Genomic DNA, 22,007 nt, shown 5'->3' on the forward strand with positions numbered 1-22,007 from the left:
GTCAGGGTGGTGACGTACGCGAAAGGACGGATCCCGTGAACGACGATCTCCTGGCCCGCAGCTTCGAGACCCACCGTGACCACCTGCGGTCCGTCGCCTACCGGATGCTCGGGTCGCTGAGCGAGGCCGAGGACGCCGTCCAGGAGTCGTGGCTTCGGTTGAGCCGGAGCGATTCGGCGGCCGTCGAGAACCTGGGCGGCTGGCTGACGACGGTCGTCGGGCGCGTCTGCCTCGACATGCTGCGCTCGCGCAAGGCCCGGCGCGAGGAGCCGTGGGACGTCCTGGTGCCCGACCCGATCGTCAGCCGGGACGACGCCGGCCCCGAGCACGAGGCCCTGATGGCGGACTCGGTCGGCCTCGCGCTGCTGGTCGTGCTCGACACGCTCACCCCGGGCGAGCGGCTGGCGTTCGTGTTGCGGGACATGTTCGCGATGCCGTTCGAGGAGATCGCACCGATCGTCGGCCGGTCCGAAGCGGCGACCCGGCAGCTCGCGAGCCGCGCCCGGCGGCGGGTCCAGGGCGCCCCGGTCGCGCCGGACCCGGACCTGTCCCGCCAGCGCGAAGTCGTCGACGCCTTCCTGGCGGCGGCCCGCGGCGGCGACTTCGACGCGCTGGTTTCGGTCCTCGACCCGGAGGTCGTGCTGCGCGCCGACCGCGGCGCGACGCTGGGCGGGTCGATCGAGGTCCGCGGCCCGTCGGCGGTGGCCAACCAGGCACTGACGTTCTCGCGCCTCGGCGCGGGCGGCGGCGTGGTCCACCGAGCCCTGGTCAACGGCGCGGCAGGCGTGGTCGGCACCCGCGACGGCCGCCCGTTCTCGGTGCTGGGCTTCACGGTGGCCGGCGGGCGGATCGTGGAGATCGACATCCTCGCCGACCCCGAGCGCTTGAGCCGGTTGGACCTGGCGGTGCTCGACTGAGGCTGCCGGTGCCGGTGCCGCTGCCGCTGCCGCCGACGCCATGAAAGGGTCTTTCACCGCGCCAGACGCGATGAAAGGGTCGTTCATGACGTTCGTGGTGCCGCCACGGCGAGCCGGCCGCGCCACTCCGGCGTTGTCGGGACCCTTGCCGCCGATGGCATGAAAGGGTCTTTCACCGCGCCGGACGCGATGAAAGACCCTTTCATGGCGTTTCCGTCACCACCGCGCCCAGTTCGTCGGTGATCAAAGCGACCCCGTCCGCGGCGTCGAAGTGCAGGTAGTGGCGGCGGCCGTCCGCGTAGCCGCGGACTGTGCCCGCCACCACGACCACCAGCTCGCCGTCCTCGACCGCGTACAGGTCGTCCGGGGTCAGGACCTCGTGGATGCGGGTGCCGTTGGTGACCAGCGTGCGGACCTGGCGGCCGGTGTGGTCGTAGCCGTACAGCGCGTTGACGCCGTCGTCGCCGTGCACTCCGCGCAGGCGGCCGAACGCGTCGTGGATCTCGCTGCCCGTCGGCGGTTCCTCGGCGGCGCGGGGCGCGACCTCGTGCAGCAGGCCGCCCGGGCCCGTGATGACGTGCTTCGGCGCGAAGTGCTCGCTGACGCCGTTCGCGTAGTGCACCGCCGTGCGGCGGCCGTGCAGGTCGTACTGGACGGTGTCCACGAAACCGGGCACGCTCACCAGCCGTCCGACCTCGTCGTACTGGTGGCGGACGGTCAGCCGCCCGTCGCCCGCGTCGGGGTAGACCACTTCGGACAGTCGCCCGTCCGCGCGGCGCACGACGTCGAGCCGGTACTCGACGGCCACGTGCGCCGGCCGCCAGCGCCGCTCGGCCGGGTGGCCGAGCGCGTCGTAGCCGAACAGCGTCACGCCGGATTCGTCGGCGACGCGCACCAGCCGCCCGCAGCTGTGCGGCCCCGCTTCGAGCGGCACCGGGAGCCCGCCGTCGTGGTGGGTGAACGTCGCGACCGGGGTGCCGCCCGGGTCGTCGACCAGCACCGCGACCACCCGGTCGGCCGCGTCGTGCACGCGGTAAACCGTGTGGCCGCCGGTGGTCCGCGTCTCGACCGGGTTGCCGGCGGCGTCCCGCGCGTGCACGACGCCGTCCGCGCCGCGGATCTCCCGGCCGCGCAGGTCCCGGACCGTCCCGGCCACCACGCTGTCCGATGTGGACGTCCCGAGTGGACGGCCGAGCGCGTCGTAGCGGAACTCCTCCGGCGCGACCGGCGGGTCGCCGTCCCGGAACCCCCGGCTCGTCCGGCACACCAGGCCGCGCGCGCAGTACTCGTGGTGTTCGTCGACGACGTCGCCGAGCAGCTCGGCGTGCCGGCGCTGCAGCAGCCGGCCGGCGCCGTCCCGCAGCTCCGACGTCACGATCACCTCCGCCTCGCCGGACACCGCCCGCTGCTCGGTGGTGACCCGCGCCCCGGCGTAGCGGTACCGGACGGTCGGCAGGTCCGCCGAGTCGCCCGGCCGCACGACGGTTTCGGGACGCCCCAGCGGATCGAGGGTCACCGTGGTCACCGCGCCCGCCGGATCGGTCACCTCGCACACGCGCGCCGTGCGGAGGTCGTACCGCGCCGAGGTCACGTTCCCGAGCGGGTCCGAGACGACTTCGGGGAAGCACCGGTCGGCGGAGTGGCGCACCTCGTGGGTGTGGCCGTGCGGCCCGGTCGTCGTGGTGCGCAGCCCGGCGACGGTGTCGAGCCGCCCGTGGAACGTCGTGGCCCACCAGCCGTCCTCGCCGGTGCGGCGGTGGTAGCCGTGGTGCCGGAAGTCCGGCAGGATCGAGCCGTAGACGTCGGCGACGAGCGCGTCGGTGAGCACCAGCTCCTCCCGCGCGGTGAGCAGGCCGTGGGTCCCGGCGCTGCCGTCGGGACGCTCGTCGTACCGGAACACCTTGTCGGACAGCACTTTCCCGCCGCCGTCCAGCTCGCGCACGCGGGCGGGCAGGGCGACGAACCGGCGCTCGGGGGCGGTCGCGTACGTCGTGCGCGTCTCGCGGACCACCGGTTCGCGGCCGGGCCGCTTGGTGGTCTCGACCTCCCGGACCGGGTTGCCGGCGGTGTCGAAGGCCGTCTCCGTCGTGGTGACCGAGGCCGGCCGCTCCCGGCGCTCGAACGCGGTCACGACCGAACGCGTCCACTTAGGACGGCGGGCGTGCTCCACCCGGCGGTAGGGGCGGTCCTCCTCGGCGGAACCGTCGAGGCCGTAGGTCTCTTCCTTGTCGAGCAGGCCGCCGTCGCCGAACCAGCGCACGGTCCGCAGCGTGGGCGCGTACTCGTCGCCGAGTTCGTCCTGGACGACGCGGCCGAAGCCGGTGGTGCGGCCGTCGTGGTACTCGAATTCGGTGACGCCCGTCTGCCCGGTGCCCGTTTCGCGCCGCGTGACGCGCCGGACGACCGGGACCGCCTCGACGGTCGTGTACTCGACCGACGTGCGCAGCCCGATCCCGTTGTCGATCTCGCTCAGCCACCCCGTGCGCGGGAAGTCGGCGGGGTCCAGGGAGAAGTAGGACACGACGTCGTCGAGCAGCAGCACTCCGCCGTCGCCACCGCCGGTCCGGGCCTTCGCGGCGAGCCGGCCCCGCTGCGGGGCCGGCGGTTCCGTGCGGGCGTAGGCCAGCCGCAAAGCCGGCGCGGCCGCCTCGGCGCCGTGCGCGTCGAACCCGGTGAGGGCGACCGAGGTCAGCAGGGAGTCGCCGGTGACGTCGTCTTCGTCGTAGCCGAAGCGCCACCGCCGGACGAGCGGCCGCGCGTCAGTGGGCACCCGCAGGTCGACCCGGGCGCACCGCAACGCCGTGGTCACGAGGGTGCCGCTGCGGCCCCAGCGCAGGACGTCCGGCCGCGGCTCGTACGTGAACTCCACTTCGTACGGTCCGTAGGACACGCGGGCGAGGTAAGCCTGCCCGCTGTGGTGCGCCCAGCCGAACGCCAAGGTGTTGCCGAACGCGTCCTCGGTCCGTTCGAGGTACCAGGCCGAGCCGGCGGACCGGCCGCCGTCGGTCGTGCCGAGGACGTGCCGGATCCCGGATCGGGTGGTGAGCGCGAAGCCGTCGCCCCGGCGGGTGAGCCGGCCTTCGGCGCCGGAGCGCGCGCGGCCGCCGGCCAGCCGGACGTGGGGCAGCGGCAGCGCGAACCCGCCGCCGAAGGCGCCGTTCGGCGCGCCGGTCGTGTAGCGCAACGCCAGTGCGGGCGCGAGGCCGCCGGGCCCCGGCGGCAGGTCGAGCGGCACCGCGAAGCTGCCCCCGCCGGTGGCGGGTTCCGGGGTGAACGCGCCGCCCAGACCTCGCACCGGCGCGGGCCGGCTTGCCTCCTGCGCGCTCACCCGCAGCGGAACCATGCTGATCTCCCCGGCTCGATTCGTGACTCCCGGACGGCCAAGTGGGTGAGGCGGGCCCGCCAGATACGTCGTCACCCGTTTGCCGTGCCCGTTACCCATTCGTGACGTCAGTGTCGTATCCCGGTGGCGGCTCACCGGTCTTTCCCGGGTGCCATCAGTGATCAATGGCGGAGGGTGGACCCGATGGTCGTCAAGTTCGTGCGGGACGAGACCGTGGAAGTAGCGGCAGAGGACGCGAGCACGCTCAACGAGCTCCCGACCCCGCCCAGACAGTTGCTCGACCGGCACGGCGCACGGGTGCTCGACCCGGCGACGGCGGTCGTCGCCGCCGGGCAGCCGGTCCCGCGCACGACCGTCTACCGGCCGGGCACCTTCCTGCTCCCCAACCGGTACCTGCGCGACCAGGAGACCATGGCCGCGGTCAACCGCGTGCTCGGCCGCATCGGCATCCACGCCGAACCGGCCGACCGCGGCGGCGACAGCAAGGCGCTCGCCCGCGCGCGGCAGCTCGAGGACCTGCCCGCCCGCGCGCTGCTGCACGTCCGCGAGGACTCCGACCCCGTCGTCGTCGACTGCTGGAAGGCGCTGCAGCTGCTGCGGTCGGCCGCTTCGGGCGAGAAGCCCGAGATCGACCCGGAGATCGTCAAGGAGATCTCCGCCGAGCACCTGCTCTTCACCTCACCGGTGTTCGGCGGGGTGCCGTGGGAGACCAGTGGCCTCGGCGGCACGCCGTGGGAGACCAGCGGGTTCGGCGCCGGCAGCTCGTACGGGCGCACCCACGGGGCCAACCGGATCCCGGTGACGCTCGCCGCTGACCCGCCCTACCGCAGCAAGAAGCCCGCGCACCGGCGGCCGGTCGTCGCCGTGCTCGACACCGGCATCGGCCCGCACCGCTGGTTCGGGCTGGCCGACCGCAGCGGCCCGCCGCCCGCCGGCGCCGGCCTCACCGTCGCCCCGGACATCCAGGCCGCGATCCTGCAGGCCGAGCAGGACGCGGGCACGACGTTGCCGACCCAGCTGCTCACCGACTACTGGGACGCGCCGACGACCGGCCAGCCGCTGATCGGCGACGTCGACACCGACACCGGCCACGGCCTGTTCATCGCCGGCATCATCCGGCAGGCCTGCCCCGAAGCCGACACCCTCGCGATCCGCGTCGTGCACAGCGACGGCGTCGCGTACGAGGGCGACGTGCTGCTCGCGCTGCACCTGCTGGCCGACCGTGTCCGGAACGCGCAGGCGAACAACCGGCCCCAGGACATGGTCGACGTCGTCTCGATCTCGATGGGCTACTACGTCGAAGACCCGGCGGACGTCGCCTTCACCGGCCAGTTCGGCGCGGCCATCGCGGACCTGCTCGGCCTGGGCGTGCTCGTCGTCGCGGCCGCGGGGAACGACGCCACCACCCGCCGCTTCTACCCGGCGGCGTTCGCCGACCAGCCGCTCGGCGGCGGTTGCGGCCCGCAGGTGATCAGCGTCGGCGCGCTCAACCCCGACGTCGGCACCAGCAAGGCGCTGTTCTCCAACGAAGGCCCGTGGGTGAAGTGCTGGGCGACCGGCGCCGGCGTCGTCAGCACCTACCCGACCGACGTCCGCGGCAGCGCGGCCGCCGACCACGAGCTGCCCGGCCGGAACTCCTTCGACCCCGACGACTACAGCGCGGGCTTCGCGGTCTGGGACGGCACGTCGTTCGCCGCGCCGCTGGCCGCCGCCGAGATCGCCAAGGCCCTGTTCCAGTCCGGCGACCTGGCCACGGTCGACCGCGACACCGTCGTCAAGCGCGCTTGGAGCGCGCTGGGCTCGCTGTGACCGTGGCCAAGACCGACCACAGCCGGGTAGCGGCACTGTTCGACGCCGCGCGGGAGGGCGACCGCGCGGCGCTGGACGAACTGGTTTCCCTGCTCACGCCGCTGCTCTGGCAGGTCGCGCGTGATCAGGGTCTGGACGCCGATCAGGCCGCCGACGTCGTGCAGACGACGTGGTTGCGCCTGCTCGGCTCCTTCGCGGAGATCCGCTCGCCGGTCGCGCTGACCGGCTGGCTGATCACCGTGACGAAACGGGAGGCCTGGCGGACTGGGGAAAAACGCCAGGTCGAGCGGCCGCTCCCGGAGCTTCCGGAGCGGCTGACCGAAGCGTCACCGGCACCCGAGGAGGGGGTGCTGCGCGACGACCAGCGCGCGAGGTTGTGGCGCGCGGTCGACACCTTGCCCGAACGCTGCCGCAGCTTGCTGCGGATCGTGGCGTTCGTGCACCGGCCGGACTACGCCGAAGTGGGCGCCCGGCTGGGAATGCCGAGGGGGAGTATCGGCCCGACCAGGGGACGCTGTCTCGCGCGCCTGCGCGAGCAGCTACTCGCCAACGGCGAAGGAGATTGGCTGTGACCACCGTCGAACCACCCGGCGCGAACGAGCCCTTGGACGAGCTCGACTTCCGGTTGCTGACCGGACTGCGCGAGCTGTGGGAAGACGCCGACCCGATGCCTCCCACACTGGTGGACCAGATCCGGTTCGCGATCCAGCTGGAGGACGTCGACCTCGAGGTGATGCGGATCCGGGAACAGGAGGGGCTCGCCGGCGCGCGCAGTGCGGCGGAGCAGGGCCGGCTCATCACGTTCGACAGCGAGAGCTTGACGATCATGGTGAACGTGAGCCACGAGCCGGGCGGGACGATCCGCCTGGACGGCTGGCTCACGCCACCGGCCGAGCACCCGATCGAGGTCCGCACCGCGACCGGCACCCTGACGACCACATCGGACGCCGAGGGCCGCTTCGCGGTGAGCGGGGTACCGCACGGGATGGTGCAGGTGCTGGTGCGGACCTTGGGTCTTTCGAGGACGGTGAGCACCCCGGCCATCGAACTCTGACGCGCGCCCGGCACACCGGATATCGCGTGTGGCCGTGAAAATCTGCCCACCCGGTAAGAACTCCCGGACGGCCACAGCCCGGAGGTACGATCCGGGACGTCCTTCTCGGCCGAGGGGGACGGCCCCGGCCGGAAGGGCAGCCTGTGGTCGCGTCGCCGAGGGCGGAAGACCGGGTGCGCGACCTGCATCGGCGTGCGGTCGCGGCGACCAACAACGGCCAGCCCGTGGTCGGCGGCCGCCTGATCCGGTCCGCCGCGCGGCTTCTCGGCCTGCCGGCCACGAAACCGCCACCGGACTGGCCTGCCTGGCCTGACCTCGCGACGCGCGTCCTCGGCACGTACGCCGCCGTCGAAACCGCGCTGGGCAACAGCACCCGCGGGCTCGCGCTGCTCGACGAAGCCGACGTCCTCGTGTCCGACGCCGGGCGCGGGATCCTGCGTCAGCAACGGGGTCTCGTCTTCATCCTGATCGGCCGGATGGACGAAGCCTTGACGTGCTTCGACGAGGCGGTCCCCTTGCTGCGGCAGGCCGGCGAGTTCGTCGTGCTCGCCCGGACCCTGCTCAACCGCGCGATGCTGCACCAGTACGCCGGGCGCGTCCGGCTCGCGCTCGCCGACCTCGACCAGTGCGAGCAGATCAGCGCCGGACAAGCGTCGGAAGAAGGCCTGGAGCGGATTTTCGCCAAGGCGGCGCACGGCCGCGGCCAGGCGCGCATCCTCACCGGCGACATCCCGGGCGCACTGAGGGACTTCGACGCGGCGAGCGGGTTCTACGCCGAACAGAGCGTCGGGATGCTGCCGGTGCTGGCCGTCGACAAGGCCCGCGCGCTGCTCGCGGCCGGGCTGCCGCAGGAGGCCGCGGCCGAGCTCGACGCGGCCCTGGAACAGTTCCCGCGGCTGCGGATGAACCAGGAACACGCCGAAGCCGAGCTGACCCGGGCCCTCGCCGCGCTGGCGAGCGGTGCGCCGTCTGCCGCGCGGAGCTGGGCCGGTCGCGCCGAACGCCGCTTTCGGCGTCGCGGCAACGAAACCTGGGCGGCGGTCGCGCAGCTGACCGTGCTGCGCGCGGACTTCGCCGCCGGACGGCGGATCGCCCGCGTCGCCACCGAAGCGACCGCGCTGGCCGGCCGGCTCACCGGGCTGGGCCTGCGCAACGACGCGGAGATCGCCGCGCTGCTCGCCGCCCGCGCGCGCATCGCACTGGGCGATCTCGACGGCGCCCGCGCCGGCATCGCCCCGCGCGACCGCCGAGCCGCGCCGCTGGAGAACCGCCTGGTCCGCCGGCTCGCGCTGGCCGAGCTCGGGGCCGCGAGCGGCGACCGGCGCATCACCTTCGCGAACGCGCGCGCCGGCTTGACGCAGTTGGAGCGGCACCGCGGCCGGTTCGGCAGCATCGACCTGCAGACCGCGACGACGTCGCTCGGCAAGGAGCTCGCCGACGCCGGCCTCGCCGCCGCGCTGGCCCAGCGTTCGCCCGGGGTCGTGTTCCGGTGGCTCGACCGCTCGCGCGCGCAGGCCTTCCGGTTCCGGCCGGTCCGCCCGCCCGCGCACCCGGAGACCGTCGACGCCGTCGCCGAGCTGCGGTACCTCTCGATGCAGATCCGCGCGGGCGAGCTGTCCGGGAAGCCGGACGCCCAGGCCGTGAAGCGGTGCGCCGCGCTGGAACGCGAGATCCGCGCCAAGGGCTGGCAGGCCGAGGGCACCGACGTCGACCACCCGGAGGCGAAGCTGCGCGAGGTCGGCGACGAGCTCGCCGAGACCGGCAGCGCGATGGTCTGCTTCCTCGCCGACCACGGTGCGTTGTGCGCGCAGGTGATCGCGAACCACCGGGTCGCGCTGATCGAGCTCGGCCCGGCGTCGGCCGTGGCCGAACCGGTCGCGCGGCTGCACAGTGACCTCGACGCGTTGTGCGGGCGCCAGCTCCCCGCCCAGCTCGACCGGGTCATCCGTCGTTCGGTGCGGACGCAGGTCACCGCCCTGGACGAGATCCTGCTGGCGCCGCTGGCTTCCCGGCTCGGCGACCTCGACGTCGTCGTCGTGCCGACCGGCGCGCTTTCGGCGATCCCGTGGGGCTTGCTGCCGACGGTGCGCGGGCGCCCGGTGACGGTCACGCCGTCGTCGTCGGCCTGGCTCGACGCGGGCCGCCGGCCACGCCGGGCCGCGGGGGCGCCGCTGCTGGTGGCGGGCTCGGACCTGACCCACGCGGAAACCGAGGTCTCCCTGCTGGCGCCGCTCTACCCGGAGGCCGAGGTGCTGACCGGGCCGGACGCGACGGTGGCGGCGACGCTCAAGGCGTTCGACGGCTGCCGCTTGGCGCACTTCGCCGCGCACGGCCACCACGAACAGGAGAACGTGCTGTTCTCCCGGCTGAACCTGGCCGACGGCCCGCTGATGGCCTACGACGTCCAGCAGCTTTCGACGGCGCCGGAGCAGGTGGTGCTGTCGTCGTGCGACATCGGCCAGGCGGTGGTCCGCGAGGGCGACGAGGTCCTCGGCTTCACGGCGGCGCTGCTCTACGGCGGGAGCCGGACGGTGGTCTCGAGCGTGGCGCGCGTCGACGACCGGACGGCCGGCGGCGTGATGCTGGCCTACCACCGGGCGCTGGCGGCGGGCACGCCCCCAGCACGGGCCCTGGCCGACGCGGCGCAGGCGGAACCGCTGATGCCGTTCGTCTGCTTCGGCCGTAGCTGACGTTCCTTTCGACGTCTGACGATCTTCGGGGTTGCTTTCGGGTGAGCGACCCCATCGCGGCGCATCCCCCGGTGGCCCCTGGGCATCTCTCCCTGTGAGTCCGGTTGATCACGGAACGAGGGAGGATGACCATGAAGCGAACTGGTACCGCGTTGATCGTCGGGGGTCTGGCCGCCGGTGGGCTGTTCCTGACGGCCGGGGCCGCGAACGCCATGCCGAGCGACACGCCGTGCGGCGCCTCGGACGTGCACGTGAGCATCGCCGCGGACCCGTCGAACGCCGCCGGGCACGAGGCCTACGTGCTCACCTACACCGCGGCCTCGCCGACGACGAACTGCAAGCTCGAGGGCGCGCCGACGGCGTTGACCTTCATCGCCGCCGGGCAGCGGCTGCCGGTCACCGCGACCGCGGACGGGAGTGCGTCCGTGCCGGTGAACCTGCGCGACGGCCACCCGGCCGTGTCGCGGATCGTGCAGCGCTCGGCCGCGGCGTCCGTCGCGCCGGCCTTCGTGTCGTTCGACCTGCCGACCGGCCCGTACGGCCAGCCGGTGAGCGTCGAGTGGCCCGCGGGGGCGCCGCTGAAGGGCGACACCGTGCAGGTCACGCCGGTCAGCAGCTGAGCTTTTCCGACTTTTCCGACACAGGGAGGAATGTCATGAAGCGCATCTTGATGGGGATCGGCACGGTGGCGGGGGCCTTCGCGCTGGCGGCGTGCGGGACTTCGACGGCGGCTACCTCGGCGTCGGGGCCCGCCGGTGGAGCGGGGGGCGGCGTGGCCGCGGCTTCGACCGCGACGCCGCGCTGCACGACGGCGGACCTGGCGGTCTCGCTGGGCCAGCCGGCCGAGAAGTCCGACGCGCCGGGGCAGTTCGACGTGCCGCTGACGTACCGGAACACCTCGGACCACACGTGCGGCCTGTACGGCGTGCCGGGCGTCGACCTGGTCGGCCCGGACGACGCGACGTTCGGCCCGGTGTACCACCTGCCGCGCGTCGACAACGGCGTGAAGTACAACGAGGTGACCGCGGGGACGACGGCGTCGGCGACCATCACGGTCGTGAAGCCGGCCGCCGGTGAGCCGGCTTGGACGCCGGCGAAGCTGAACACGATCCCGCCGGGCCAGACGTCGGCGCTGACCGCGGAGTGGCCGGCGGACCTCCCGGTCCTCCGCCAGGACGCGGCGACCCACCCCGGCTCGTACGTGAACGGCATCCTCGCCGACCCGGCCTGACCTTGACCTGACCCAAGCGCCCCAATGTGGCCTTGGTTGCGCTCAACGCACCCAAGGGGCCCTTCGGTGCGTCTAACGCACCGAAGGCCACATTGGGGCGCTTGAGGCCCGGCGTCACTCGATCGGGTGACGTCGGGGGCCGCGCGTCATTCCTGGCGTGGGCGTCCCTCTTCCTCCATGCGGCGGTAACCGGCCGGCACGCCCCCCGACTGGCCGGTTACCGCTGCGGTGTCTCTACGCACGGTGGAGCAGCACGACGGAGTCCGTTTCCTCGACGCGCAGGTATCCCGTGCTCTTCAGCTCTTCCAACGCGAGAGCCTTCGTGGCCAGCGTGGTCGGCCAGGACTGTTCCGGTTTCGCCACCACCACCCACTCCGGCCGCGCCGTCGACACGCCGTCGAAGAACAGGACCGTGCAGCGGGACGTCAGCCGCGGGGCCAGCCGGTTCGACGCCATGACGTCCGCGCCGTCCGGGATCCGGGCCAGCACCGCGTCGATGCCGGTCCGCTGCGACGGCGTCCAGACGCCGCTCGTCAGGTGCGCTGCCTGGAGGCCCAGCGAAGCCAGCCCGGCGACCAGCGCGCACGCCGGGAGGAGCCACTGCCGGTCGAACCGCCGGACGCCGTCCGCCGCCGCGAGGAACACGATCGGCATCAGGACCGCGCTGTAGTGGTAGCCCATGCCCCAGTAGCGGTCGTTCGCCGAGACCAGCCGCCACAGCAGTGTCGGCACCGCGAGCAGCAGCAGCGGCGAGCGCAACGCGGTGAACGCCGTCGGCGCGACCAGGGCCAGCAGCATCGACACCTTGACGATCGACCCGCCGAAGGGGTTGAAGCCGCCGCCGTGCGCGTACGCGCCGGCCGGGTTCAGCGCCGGCAGCACGACCGTCACCAGCAGCAGCGACGTGGCCACGCCGAAGACGACCACCGCCCAGCCGAGCCGCCGCTGCCGGTTGAGCACCAGGACCACGCCCACCGCGGCGAGCGTCATCGGCAGGTCCTCCTTGACCAGCACCAGCGGCAGCGCGCACCAGACCGCCGCCCGCCACCGTTCGCGCAGCAGGTGCTCCGCGGCGAACGCGACCATCGGCACGGCGAAGCAGACCTCGTGGAAGTCGAAGTTCACCGCCGACAGCAGCCCCCACGACAGCACGTACCCGGCGGCCACGACCGCGCCCCGGCGAGCACCCAGCACGCGAGAAGCGCAGCGCGTCACGGGCACCGCGGAGAGCGCGAACAGGAACGCCTGCGCGACCAGCAGGCACGCCGGCGACGGCCAGAGCAGGTAGAACGGCGCGAGCAGCGCCAGGATCGGGTGGAAGTGGTCGCCGAGCGTCGGCGCGCCGGGCCCCAGCAGGTCCGACACCGGCCAGTGCCCGTGCGCGTAGGACCGCACCGCCTGTTCGAAGATCCCCAGGTCGAACCCGCTCGCGTCGAACGTCCGGAGCCGCTGCAACGACCAGGTGGCGTACCCGGCGAAGGCGACCGCGGCGACGACGTAAGGAAATGTGAGGCGCGCGCGAACCGGAGCCGGCGCGAGGTCGATCAGCATGGCGGGATGCTCTTGGGGCCACGCTGAACCGGAGCTTAAGCGAGCTGAAGACGTCTTCAGGCAAGCGGGAGACGCAGCTCCAGCCGAGCGCCGGACGTGCTGCCGGCGACGCGCAGGGTGCCGCCGTGCGTGCGCGCGATCTCCGCGGCGATCGCCAGGCCGAGCCCGGAGCCGCCGTCGTCTTCGCGGGCGCGGTCCTCGTCGAGCCGCACGAACCGGTCGAAGACGCGCTCGCGCTGCCCGGCCGGGATGCCGGGGCCGTCGTCCTCGACCGTGAGCACGCTCTGGCCGCCGGACGCGGTGAGCGTGATCGTCACGCGGCTCTTCGCGTGGCGTTCGGCGTTGTCGACGAGGTTGCGCAGCACGCGCTCCAGCCGTCCGGCGTGGCCGCGCACCACCGCCACCGCTTCGAGATCCACCCCCACCTCGACGCCGGCGTGGGGGAGCCGCGCGGCGACGTGCGCGGCCACGAGGTCCGCCAGCGCCACCGGCTCGGTGCCGGCCGGCTGGTCCGCGTCCAGCTTGCTGAGCAGCAGCAGGTCCGCGGCCAGCACCTCCATCCGCGTCACGTCGAGCACGGCGTTTTCGCAGCTGCGGCGCCAGTCGAGCCGGTCCGGGTGGGCGAGCTGCACCTCGAGCTGGGTGCGCAGCGACGCCAGCGGCGTGCGCAGCTCGTGCGACGCGTCCGCGGTGAACCGGCTCTGCTGCCGCACCGACCGGTCGAGCCGGGCCAGCATCTCGTTCATCGTCACGGCGAGCTCGGTGATCTCGTCGCCGGAGTCCGGCACCGGGACGCGGCGGCCGAGGTCGCCCGCGCGCACGCCGTCGACCTCGGCGCGGATGCCGCCCACCGCGCGCAGCGACCGCCGCACGGCGAACCAGGCGACGCCGCCGATGACCAGCGCGGCCGCGGGCACCCCGCCCCAGAGGATCCGCTGGGCGGTAGCGACGGTTTCGAGGCCGACGGGGTCGAGGGACTGGGCGGCGTCGACGAAGTAATGGCCGTCGGGCGTCGTCAAGCCGCGGAACTCCTGGTCCGGCAGGCCGTACGGCATCGCGATGACGCAGTCCGGGCCGTAGACCTGGGCCCGGCCCTCGAACGGTACGTCCGGGCGGCCGGTCGAGCAGCGGTTCATCCGCTCGGTGCTGATCATGTAGCCGCCGCCCTTTTCGAGGCGTTTCGCCACGTCGGCGGGGGTCACTCCCGAGTTCAGGAGCGCCGTGACGGCTTCGACCTTGTCGTCGGCCAAAGCGCGTGCGCTGTCCTGCAGGCCGGCCATCAGCGAGTTCACGAACCAGTACGACCCGAGGCCGAGGACGAACGCCGAGGCGAGGGCGGCGAAGAGGGCGACCCGCCACCGGGTCGACCGGGGCAGGAGCCGGACCATGAGCAGAAGATAACCGCACCTTCGAAGACCCGGGACGCCGTCCGGCCTCCTCCCGTCGGAAGCTGTGACGATCGAGCTTTCCCGGTGGCAGGCGGTGCGCACCGCGCTGCCCGAGACCGGCGCCTGGTTCGCGGACCTGGTGGCGGGGGTGCGGTACGGGCACGCGACCTCGCTCGGCGAGTGGTCGATCGCCGAAACGGCGTCGCACGTCGGGATGATCGCGCTGATGTACCACGTCGATGATCCGCGGCGACGGCGGTCCGCTGCCGCTGCCGGGTCTCGAAGGGGCGATGGGTGCGGCCCGCGTCGACACGATCTCGCGGATGAACGCCCTCGCGCTCGAGCTCTACCCGGAACGCGACCCCGTCCGGCTGGCCGAACGGCTGCGCGCGGACATCGCCGAGGTGCTGCTCGTCAGCGCGGACCTGGACCCGGAGAAGCCGGTGTGGTGGCTGGGCGGCTCGCGCGTGCCGGCTGCCGGCGTGCTCGCGCACCTGGTCAACGAGATGCTGGTGCACGGCCTCGACATCGCCCGGGCGGTCCGGCGGCCGTGGCCGATCCCCGCGTCGCACGAGGCGTTGTTCCTGGAGCTGTACCTGTTCGGGATGGTGCGCAACGACATGGGCCGCCTGCTCGACGACGCGACGCCGTCCGCGCGCCGGATCGCCGTCGAGTTCCGGTCGGCGCACACGAAACCCGCGGTGCTCGCGCTGCAGCACGGCCAGCTGCGCGCGGAAGAGGTGGACGGCCGCGCCGACGTGCGGCTGACGTTCGACCCGGCGGTGCTGGTGCCGATGATGTTCGGCCGGATCTCCCGCGCGCGGGCGGTGCTCGGCGGCGGCGTCCGGATCGGCGGGCCGCGGCCGTGGCTGCTGCCGGCGTTCCTCCGGACCGTGCGGATGCCTTAGCGCAGCACCCGGAACGTCAGGTGCGTCGCGTTCGGCGTCTCCTCGACGGCGGTGCGCTCCAGGCGGACGTGCGCGCCGGTCTCGGCGTCGAACAGCCTGACCCCGGCGCCGAACAGCAGCGGGACGACGTGCAGCCGCAGCTCGTCGACCAGTCCGGCCAGCAGGTACTGCCGCAGGGTCGTGCCGCCGCCCATCAGCAGGACGTTCTCCTCGCCGGCCGCGGCTTTCGCCTGCCGCAGCGCGCTTTCCGGGCCGTCGGTGACGAAGGTGAACGTCGTCGGGCCCTTCACGACGGGCTCGTGCGGCCGGTTGGTCACGACGAAGACGGGCTTCTTGAAGGTGCCGTCGTCGCCCCAGGGATCGACGCCCATGTCGAACATCGTGCGGCCGACGACGAACGCGCCCGTGCCGTCGAAGAGCCGGGCGCCGACCCCGGCCTCGGCGTCGGTGCCCTCGAACATCCAGTGGTGCAGCAGCTCGCCGTCCTGGCCGAGGCGGTGCTCGGTGCTGGTGTCCGGCCCGGCGACGATCCCGTCCGCCGACACGCTGATCTCCGCGATGACCTTCACCAGCCGTCACCCCATTCCGCGTCGCGGGCGGCGCGGTAGCGCGGACCCTGCTTCTTCGAGACTGCCACGCCCGGCTTGAGCCCGTCGGAAGCCGTGCACAGGTCGAGGGCGACCCAGCCCTTGTGCTTCTTGGGGTGCCGGATGATCCGCGCGTCCGGCCGCTCCGGCGCCGACCGCGACGCGACGACGTACGCGAACTTCTCGTCCTCGAACCCGAGCGTCCCGGCCTTGAGCCGCCGGTGCAGGACCGACCGCGGGAGCCGCGCGGAGAAGTGGCACCAGTCCTCGCCGGGCACGATCGGGCAGGCGGCGTCGTGCGGGCAGGGCGCGACGACGTGCAGGCCCAGCTCGATCAGCTGGGCCCGGGCGGCGCGGACCCGTTCGTAGCCCGCCGGCGTCCCCGGCTCGATCAGCGCGACGGCGCCGGCCTTGCCCGCCAGCCAGCGCACGACGTCGGCGCGAGTGGCGTCCGGCAGCTCGCCGAGCACGTAGGACAGCGTGACGAGGTCGGCTTCCGGCGCCGGCGCGGCCGGGTCGACGAACCCTCGCCGCCACTCCGCGTTCCGGACGGCGGGCCGCACGGCACCGGCGGCGAGCCGCTTGCCGAGCCCGATCGCCCCGGCGACCTGCTCCAGCACGGTGCACTTCGCCAGCGACGGCCACACGGCCGCGGCCGCCCAGACCGCGGCGCCGGTGCCTCCGCCGACGTCGATCTGCGTACGCGGCTCGAAGCCGGGTGCGCGCGAAGCGGCTTCGGCGAGCACAGCGTGTACGGCCGCGTACGTGGCCGGCATCCGGTAGCCCGCGTACGCGGCGACGTCGGCTTCGGAGCTGAGGATGGGCGAGGTCGCCGCGTCACCCTGGCGGTAGCGCGTGCTGAGCCGGTCGACGGACTGGGTGAGCCGCGGCACGGGGTGCCGGCGCAGCTCGTCGTCGAGCGCGGAGGAGAGGTCGTCGGGGAGTACCGCCACGACGGCAGGTTAGCCGGGCCCCTGCGCCGGCCCGCCCCGGCCCGCCGGTCCGAATCATCCCCGCCGGAACCGCTCTGAGCTGCTAGTTTTCCGGCGCGAAAGTTTTTTGGCGGACGCTGTCGATCCGGGGCGGGGCCGTTCGACGCGTAGGCAACAGCGAAACAAGGGAGATCTCGATGCGCTTCATGGTGATCATCAAGTCGAACGAAGAGTCCGAAGCCGGCGTGGGCCCGAGCGCCGAGCTGCTGGCCGAGATGGGGAAGTTCAACGAAGAGCTGGTCAAGGCCGGCGTCCTGCTCGCCGGTGAGGGCCTGACGCCGAGTTCGCAGGGTGCGCGCGTCGTGTTCTCCGGGAGCGAGGAGCCCAAGGTCGTCGACGGCCCGTTCGCCGAGACCAAGGAGCTCGTCGGCGGCTTCTGGATCCTGCAGTGCCGCGACCGCGACGAGTGCGTCGAGTGGATCAAGCGGATGCCGAACCCGGATGGCACTCCGGGCGTCGTCGAGATCCGGCGCGTCGCCGAGGCCTCCGACTTCGAGAACATGACGCCCGAGGTCGAGGAGCTGGAGGGCCGGCTTCGCGCGCAGGGTGCCGGGGAGGCCTGATGCGCTTCCTGGTGATGGTGAAGGCGACGCCGGAGTCCGAGGCGGGGGCCGGGCCCAGCCTGGAAGAGCTCGAAACGATGTCGAAGTTCAACGAGGAACTGCTGAACGAAGGCCGGATCGTGCTCGCCGAGGGCCTCACGTCGAGCGCGGAAGGCGTGCGCGTCCTCTTCGACGGGGACGCCGAGCCGAAGCTCATCGACGGGCCGTTCGCGGAGACGAAGGAGCTCGTCGCCGGGGTCTGGGTGCTGAACGGCGAATCGCTCGAGGACGTCGTCGCGCTGATGAAGCGGGCGCCGAACCCGGACGCCAGGGGTGGCGTGATCGAGATCCGCCCGATCAGCGAGTAGCGAGTAGCGGGTTGCACCGCGCCCGATCACCCTGTCTGATGGCCGGGTGACGGTTGCGGACACCCGGAGCACGGTGGAGACGGTTTGGCGGATCGAGTCGCCGCGGCTCATCGCGGGCCTGGCCCGGATGGCCCGCGGCGACGTCGGTCTCGCCGAGGAGCTGGCGCAGGACGCGCTGGTCGCGGCGCTGGAGCAGTGGCCGGAGTCCGGCGTGCCCCGCAACCCCGGTGCGTGGCTGATGACCATCGCCAAGCGCCGCGCGGTCGACCAGTTCCGCCGCAACGAGCGGTACGCGGAGAAACTCGAAGAGGTCGGGCGCGACCAGCAGCTCGGCGAGGGCGTGCTGCCCGACTTCGACGCCGCCCTCGACGACCACATCGAAGACGACCTGCTGCGCCTGCTGTTCGTCGCGTGCCACCCGGTGCTGAACACGCAGGCCCGGGTCGCGCTGACGCTGCGCATGCTCGGCGGCCTGACGACCGACGAGATCGCGCGGGCCTTCCTGGTCCGCGAATCGACGATCGCGCAGCGGATCGTCCGGGCGAAGAAGGCCCTCGCGGAGGCGAAGGTCCCGTTCGAGGTACCGGAGGGCGACGAGCGCGTCGCCCGGCTGTCGTCCGTGCTCGAGGTCCTCTACCTGGTGTTCAACGAGGGCTATTCGGCCACCCGCGGCGACGACTGGATGCGCCCGGCGCTCTGCGAAGAGGCGATGCGCCTCGGCCGCGTGCTGGCCGGGCTGATGCCGGGCGAGTCCGAGGTCCACGGCCTGGTCGCGCTGATGGAGCTGCAGTCGTCGCGCGCGAAGGCCCGCACCGGCCCGAACGGCGAACCGGTGCTGCTGCTGGAGCAGGACCGCACCCGCTGGGACCGCTTGCTGATCCAGCACGGCCTGGCCGCCTTGACCTTGTCGGAGCAGATCGCCGACGGCGCGTACGGGCCGTACTCCGCCCAGGCGGCGATCGCGGCCTGCCACGCCCGCGCCCGGACGGCGTCGGAGACGGACTGGACCCGGATCGCGGCGTTGTACGAGGGGCTCGGAAAGCTCCAGCCGTCCCCGGTGATCGAGCTGAACCGCGGAGTGGCGGTGGCGATGGCGTACGGCCCGGCGGCGGGCCTGCAGGTCGTCGACGCGGTGGCGGAGGAGCCGGCGATGAAGGACTACCACCTGCTCCCGAGCGTCCGCGGGGATCTGCTGCAGAAGCTGGGCCGGCTGGACGAGGCGGAGCAGGAGTTCAGACGGGCGGCGGAGATGACGGAGAACGCCCGGGAGCGAGCGTTGCTCCTCGACCGCGCGACGGCGGTGGGTCGCTAGCGGTCCCGCCAGGACATCGGTGACAGCGTCAACGCCGCTTCGGCGATCTTCCGCGCCGTCTCCGTCTTGAGCCCCTTCTGCGCCGACTCGATCCACTCGTCCACCCGCTGGACCCCGACGTCCCGGTACTCCAACGCCTGCAACAACATCTCCAGCTTGTCGGCGTCCTTGGCACACAACGCCTCGGCCGACGAACGGGTCTCGTACTCGTCCACCGCGTCCCGCACGAGCGAGCGCGAGCGGTCCGGCAGCGACGAAGTCTGGTCCGCCGTGATCTCCCGCGGCTCCGGCTTCTTCAGGTACTCCACCGCCGTCAGCGGAAGATCACCCGTCCGGGTCTCCTGCGTGTCGTGCCAGAGGGCCAGGAACGCCGCCCGCTCCGGCGACGCCCCCTCCTCCGCCGCGATCAGCGCCGCCAGCTGGGCCGCCCGGAGGCTGTGCTCGCCGACCGACTCCGGGTCGCGGACACCCGCGTGCCACCAGCCCGACCGCCGGACCCGCTTCAACAGTCCGAGCTCGTAACCGAAGGAGGCCAAGGAATCGCTCATGCCGCCCAGCCTAGGGCGACGGGATCATCGCCGTCAGGATCGTCGCCTGCAGCAGGGAGATCACGCCGACCACCGCGGTCAGCAGCAGGGACCACAGGAACGTCTGGCGCAGCAGCGATCCTTCCTTGCCGCTCTGCCCGATCGCCGTCGCGCCGATCGAGAGGTTCTGGGGTGAGATCATCTTGCCCATCACGCCGCCCGAGGTGTTCGTCGCGCCCGCCAGGATCGGGTTCAGGTTCAGCTGCTGGGCCGAGATCACCTGCATCGGGCCGAACAGGCTGTTCGTCGACGCGTCCGACCCGGTCAGGAACACGCCTAGCCAGCCGATGTACGCCGAGAACAGCGGGAAGGCCACGCCCGTCGTCGCCAGGGCGAGGCCCAGCGTCTGCGTCGCGCCCGAGTAGTTCATCACGAACGCGATCGCCAGGATCATGAAGATCGTCGCGAGCGCCCAGCGCATCTGGTGCAGCGTCTTCCGGTACGTCTTGACCAGCAGCCCCGCCCGGCCGCCCATCGCGAACCCGGCGATCACCGCCGCGATCAGCGCGACCGTGCCGGGTGAGAACAGGAAGTCCACCGTGAACGTCGCCGCGTACGGCGCGTCCTTCGCGGTGATCGGCGGGTGCTGGACGACGTGGTTGTGCAGCCCCGGCCAGGCGAAGATCCAGTCCGCCTTGTGCAACAGCTTCGTCAGGTCGAGCCACGTCGGGAGGTTCTTGAAGATCGTGCCGATCCGCGAGAGGAAGATGGCCAGGATCAGGATGATGTAGGGCATCCACGCGTACAGCGCGCCACGCTCGGACTTCGCGGCGCCCAAGCTCTTCGACGCGGCTTCTTCGCCGTCGAAGCGCCACACCGACTTCGGCTGCCAGAACCGGGTCAGGATCCACAGCGCGGCCATCGCGGTGAGCGCGGCGACGACGTCGACCAGGCTGGCGCTGATGTAGTTGGACACGACGAACTGCATGACCGCGAACGCGAGCCCGGCGGTCAGCACCGCCGGCCACACCTCGAGCATGCGCTTCCACCCGGCGAGGACCACGACCAGGAACGCCGGGATGATCAGCGCGAGCACCGGCACCTGGCGGCCGACCGCCGCCGAGAACAGCTCGGTCGCCTGGTCCGGCTTGAGGTGCATGATCGGCGCGGTCAGCCGGCCGAGGACGATCAGCGGGTTGCCGAGCCCGCCGAACGCGACCGGCGCGGTGTTCGCCAGTAGCGCCAGCACCACGGCCTTCACCGGCGGGAACCCCAGCGCGGCCATCATCGCCGCGGTGATCGCGATCGGCGACCCGCCGCCCGCGACGCCTTCGAGCAGCGCGCCGAAGCCGAACGCGATGAGCAGCGCCTGCAGCCGCCGGTCCTCGCTGAACCCGGCGAGCACGCGCTTGATCGCGTCGAACCGGCCGGTCGCGACCGTGACGTTGTGGAAGTACACGGCGTGGAACGCGATCCAGGCCACCGACCACACGCCGAAGACCACGCCCATCGCCGCGGAGTCGAACGCCAGCGCGGCCGGCATCCGGTACAGCAGCAGGGCCACGCCGAGCGCGGTGACCAGCGCGAGCGCCGCGGAAAGGTGCGCGGAGAAGCGGACCACGCCGAGCGCGACCAGCAGCACGACGATCGGGAGCGCGGCGAGCAGCGCGGAGACCCACAGCCCGCCCGCCGGCTGGTAGTCCTGGATCCAGGTCACCGGTCAGCCCCTTTGCCGTACGTAACCGAGCCTCAGCGACAGGGCGGCGGCGGTCCCGGCCACGGAGGCACCGAGCTCGTCGAGGCGGCGCAGCACGCGCGGCGCCGGCCCGGCGATGCTGATGGCGGCGATCGGGCGTCCCGAGTGGTCGCGCACGGCGGCGGCGACGCACCCGACGTCCGGCTCGTTCTCGACCTCGTCGACCGCCCAGCCGCGGCGGCTGGTCCGCGCGAGGTCGTCGAGCAGCCGGAGCGGGTCGTTGATCGTCTTGAGCGTCAGCGGGTCGAGCTTCATCCGCCGGACGCGCTCGGCCCGGTCGGCCTCGGGCAGCGCGGCGAGCCAGGCTTTCCCGAGCGACGTCGCGTGCTGCGGCCGCCGCGTGCCGAGCCGGCAGGCGAGGGTGACGGCGCTGGCACTGCGTTCGGTGGCGACGTAGACCATGGTGTCGTTGTCGGGAACGGCGAGGTAGGTGGTCTCCCCGGACCGTTCGGCGAGCGACGCGAGGTACCGCGGCGCGCACCGGTGCAGGTCGGTCGCGGCCATGGCCCGCGCACCGAGCTCGACGAGCCGCGTCCCGAGCCGGACCCGGCCGGTGACCTGGTCGGCTTCGAGGTATTCGAGGCTCTTCAGGGTGCCGACGATGCGGTAGGCGGCACTGCGGGAAAGCCCCAGTTGCCGCGCGATCGCATTGGTGGAAATCTCCTGGTGCCGACCCACGTGCTCGAGCACCGCGAGTCCGCGTTCGAGAGTTCCGCTGTTCTCCAGTGCGCGCTCCGGTCCCACGTTGCCCTCCGTTGGACGTTCCCGGTTGCCGGCTTCCGCTCAGCGGTACGCATTTCCGCTGGGTGGGGTTGGACGGTAACACCTCCGATGTATGTGGGGAAGATCTTGAAACGTCTCAGAAGAATGCGGTTACTTGCGCAGGCTAATTGGTACAACCTCCGATGGTTAAGTTTCCTACCTATGGCGGTTGCGGAGCTGTCGGCGGCCTCGTTCGACAAGTTCGACGGCGAGTGGTTCATATCCGTGAATGGGGCGTGAAGAAAGTAGAGACGGTTCCTGGCCGACGTC

Annotated in this window: 19 protein-coding genes; 11 read left to right on the plus strand and 8 right to left on the minus strand. The window is 72.6% G+C overall.

Annotated features, from left to right (window positions below; genetic code table 11):
* Positions 1–35 precede the first annotated feature (35 nt).
* On the plus strand, positions 36–917 hold the full coding sequence (locus tag AB0C38_RS06190) for a sigma-70 family RNA polymerase sigma factor (protein WP_360667190.1): 882 nt from the start codon (positions 36–38) through the stop codon (positions 915–917).
* Between the two features lie 202 nt (positions 918–1,119).
* Here AB0C38_RS06190 and AB0C38_RS06195 read toward each other — a convergent pair whose 3' ends face one another.
* A complete protein-coding gene (locus AB0C38_RS06195; RefSeq protein ID WP_360667193.1) occupies positions 1,120–4,260 on the minus strand; it encodes a SpvB/TcaC N-terminal domain-containing protein in 3,141 nt (1,046 codons plus the stop codon).
* A gap of 183 nt (positions 4,261–4,443) precedes the next feature.
* Between AB0C38_RS06195 and AB0C38_RS06200 the strand changes: the two genes are divergently transcribed.
* The 6 genes from AB0C38_RS06200 (at position 4,444) to AB0C38_RS06225 (ending at position 11,044) form a co-directional block, all read left to right on the plus strand.
* Positions 4,444–6,069, plus strand: a complete 1,626-nt coding sequence (locus tag AB0C38_RS06200; protein WP_360667196.1) for a S8 family serine peptidase — start codon at positions 4,444–4,446, stop codon at positions 6,067–6,069.
* Positions 6,066–6,641, plus strand: coding sequence for a sigma-70 family RNA polymerase sigma factor (locus AB0C38_RS06205; protein ID WP_360667199.1), 576 nt, complete (start codon positions 6,066–6,068; stop codon positions 6,639–6,641). Before AB0C38_RS06200 ends, AB0C38_RS06205 begins: the two co-directional genes overlap by 4 nt.
* Positions 6,638–7,123, plus strand: a complete 486-nt coding sequence (locus AB0C38_RS06210; protein WP_360667201.1) for a hypothetical protein — start codon at positions 6,638–6,640, stop codon at positions 7,121–7,123. The genes AB0C38_RS06205 and AB0C38_RS06210 overlap by 4 nt, the downstream gene beginning before the upstream one ends.
* A 173-nt stretch (positions 7,124–7,296) precedes the next feature.
* Positions 7,297–9,813: a CHAT domain-containing tetratricopeptide repeat protein gene (locus AB0C38_RS06215; RefSeq protein ID WP_360667203.1), complete on the plus strand. Its 2,517-nt coding sequence runs from the start codon at positions 7,297–7,299 to the stop codon at positions 9,811–9,813.
* 131 nt (positions 9,814–9,944) lie between these two features.
* Complete coding sequence (locus tag AB0C38_RS06220) at positions 9,945–10,433, plus strand: DUF4232 domain-containing protein (protein WP_360667206.1); 489 nt, start codon at positions 9,945–9,947, stop codon at positions 10,431–10,433.
* 35 nt (positions 10,434–10,468) lie between these two features.
* A complete protein-coding gene (locus AB0C38_RS06225) occupies positions 10,469–11,044 on the plus strand; it encodes a DUF4232 domain-containing protein (protein ID WP_360667208.1) in 576 nt (191 codons plus the stop codon).
* A 234-nt stretch (positions 11,045–11,278) separates the two neighbouring features.
* On the opposite strand, the gene AB0C38_RS06230 is transcribed toward AB0C38_RS06225, so the two are convergent.
* Entirely contained in the window at positions 11,279–12,595 is a 1,317-nt protein-coding gene (locus tag AB0C38_RS06230; protein WP_360667211.1) for a DUF2079 domain-containing protein, read from the minus strand.
* A 56-nt stretch (positions 12,596–12,651) separates the two neighbouring features.
* A complete protein-coding gene (locus AB0C38_RS06235) occupies positions 12,652–13,983 on the minus strand; it encodes a HAMP domain-containing sensor histidine kinase (RefSeq protein WP_360667214.1) in 1,332 nt (443 codons plus the stop codon).
* Between the two features lie 239 nt (positions 13,984–14,222).
* Between AB0C38_RS06235 and AB0C38_RS06240 the strand changes: the two genes are divergently transcribed.
* Positions 14,223–14,891: a maleylpyruvate isomerase N-terminal domain-containing protein gene (locus AB0C38_RS06240; protein ID WP_360667217.1), complete on the plus strand. Its 669-nt coding sequence runs from the start codon at positions 14,223–14,225 to the stop codon at positions 14,889–14,891.
* Here AB0C38_RS06240 and AB0C38_RS06245 read toward each other — a convergent pair.
* Both AB0C38_RS06245 and AB0C38_RS06250 read right to left on the minus strand, forming a co-directional pair.
* Positions 14,888–15,460, minus strand: coding sequence for a dihydrofolate reductase family protein (locus AB0C38_RS06245; RefSeq protein ID WP_360667220.1), 573 nt, complete (start codon positions 15,458–15,460; stop codon positions 14,888–14,890). The two genes, AB0C38_RS06240 and AB0C38_RS06245, sit on opposite strands and share 4 nt — an antisense overlap.
* Positions 15,457–16,431: a small ribosomal subunit Rsm22 family protein gene (locus AB0C38_RS06250; protein WP_360667223.1), complete on the minus strand. Its 975-nt coding sequence runs from the start codon at positions 16,429–16,431 to the stop codon at positions 15,457–15,459. Before AB0C38_RS06250 ends, AB0C38_RS06245 begins: the two co-directional genes overlap by 4 nt.
* A gap of 176 nt (positions 16,432–16,607) precedes the next feature.
* Here AB0C38_RS06250 and AB0C38_RS06255 point away from each other — a divergent pair, with 176 nt between their 5' ends.
* The 3 genes from AB0C38_RS06255 to AB0C38_RS06265 are packed head-to-tail and all read left to right on the plus strand — an operon-like array spanning position 16,608 to position 18,692.
* Positions 16,608–17,033: a YciI family protein gene (locus AB0C38_RS06255; protein ID WP_360667226.1), complete on the plus strand. Its 426-nt coding sequence runs from the start codon at positions 16,608–16,610 to the stop codon at positions 17,031–17,033.
* Positions 17,033–17,380: a YciI family protein gene (locus AB0C38_RS06260; protein ID WP_360667229.1), complete on the plus strand. Its 348-nt coding sequence runs from the start codon at positions 17,033–17,035 to the stop codon at positions 17,378–17,380. Before AB0C38_RS06255 ends, AB0C38_RS06260 begins: the two co-directional genes overlap by 1 nt.
* Positions 17,381–17,426: 46 nt before the next feature.
* Positions 17,427–18,692, plus strand: coding sequence for an RNA polymerase sigma factor (locus AB0C38_RS06265; protein WP_360667231.1), 1,266 nt, complete (start codon positions 17,427–17,429; stop codon positions 18,690–18,692).
* On the opposite strand, the gene AB0C38_RS06270 is transcribed toward AB0C38_RS06265, so the two are convergent.
* Genes AB0C38_RS06270 through AB0C38_RS06280 form a run of 3 tightly spaced genes read right to left on the minus strand, consistent with a single transcriptional unit; the run spans position 18,689 to position 21,719 of the window.
* Positions 18,689–19,240 (minus strand): HD domain-containing protein, encoded by a 552-nt coding sequence (locus AB0C38_RS06270; RefSeq protein ID WP_360667233.1) that lies wholly within the window; start codon positions 19,238–19,240, stop codon positions 18,689–18,691. The two genes, AB0C38_RS06265 and AB0C38_RS06270, sit on opposite strands and share 4 nt — an antisense overlap.
* Before the next feature lie 10 nt (positions 19,241–19,250).
* Positions 19,251–20,936 carry a lactate permease LctP family transporter gene (locus tag AB0C38_RS06275; protein ID WP_360667236.1) on the minus strand — a complete coding sequence of 562 codons (1,686 nt, stop codon included), beginning with the start codon at positions 20,934–20,936 and terminating at the stop codon, positions 19,251–19,253.
* A 3-nt stretch (positions 20,937–20,939) separates the two neighbouring features.
* Positions 20,940–21,719: an IclR family transcriptional regulator gene (locus tag AB0C38_RS06280; RefSeq protein ID WP_360667239.1), complete on the minus strand. Its 780-nt coding sequence runs from the start codon at positions 21,717–21,719 to the stop codon at positions 20,940–20,942.
* Positions 21,720–22,007 lie beyond the last annotated feature (288 nt).

It is taken from the genome of Amycolatopsis sp. NPDC048633, from assembly GCF_040650695.1.
GTDB lineage: Bacteria > Actinomycetota > Actinomycetes > Mycobacteriales > Pseudonocardiaceae > Amycolatopsis.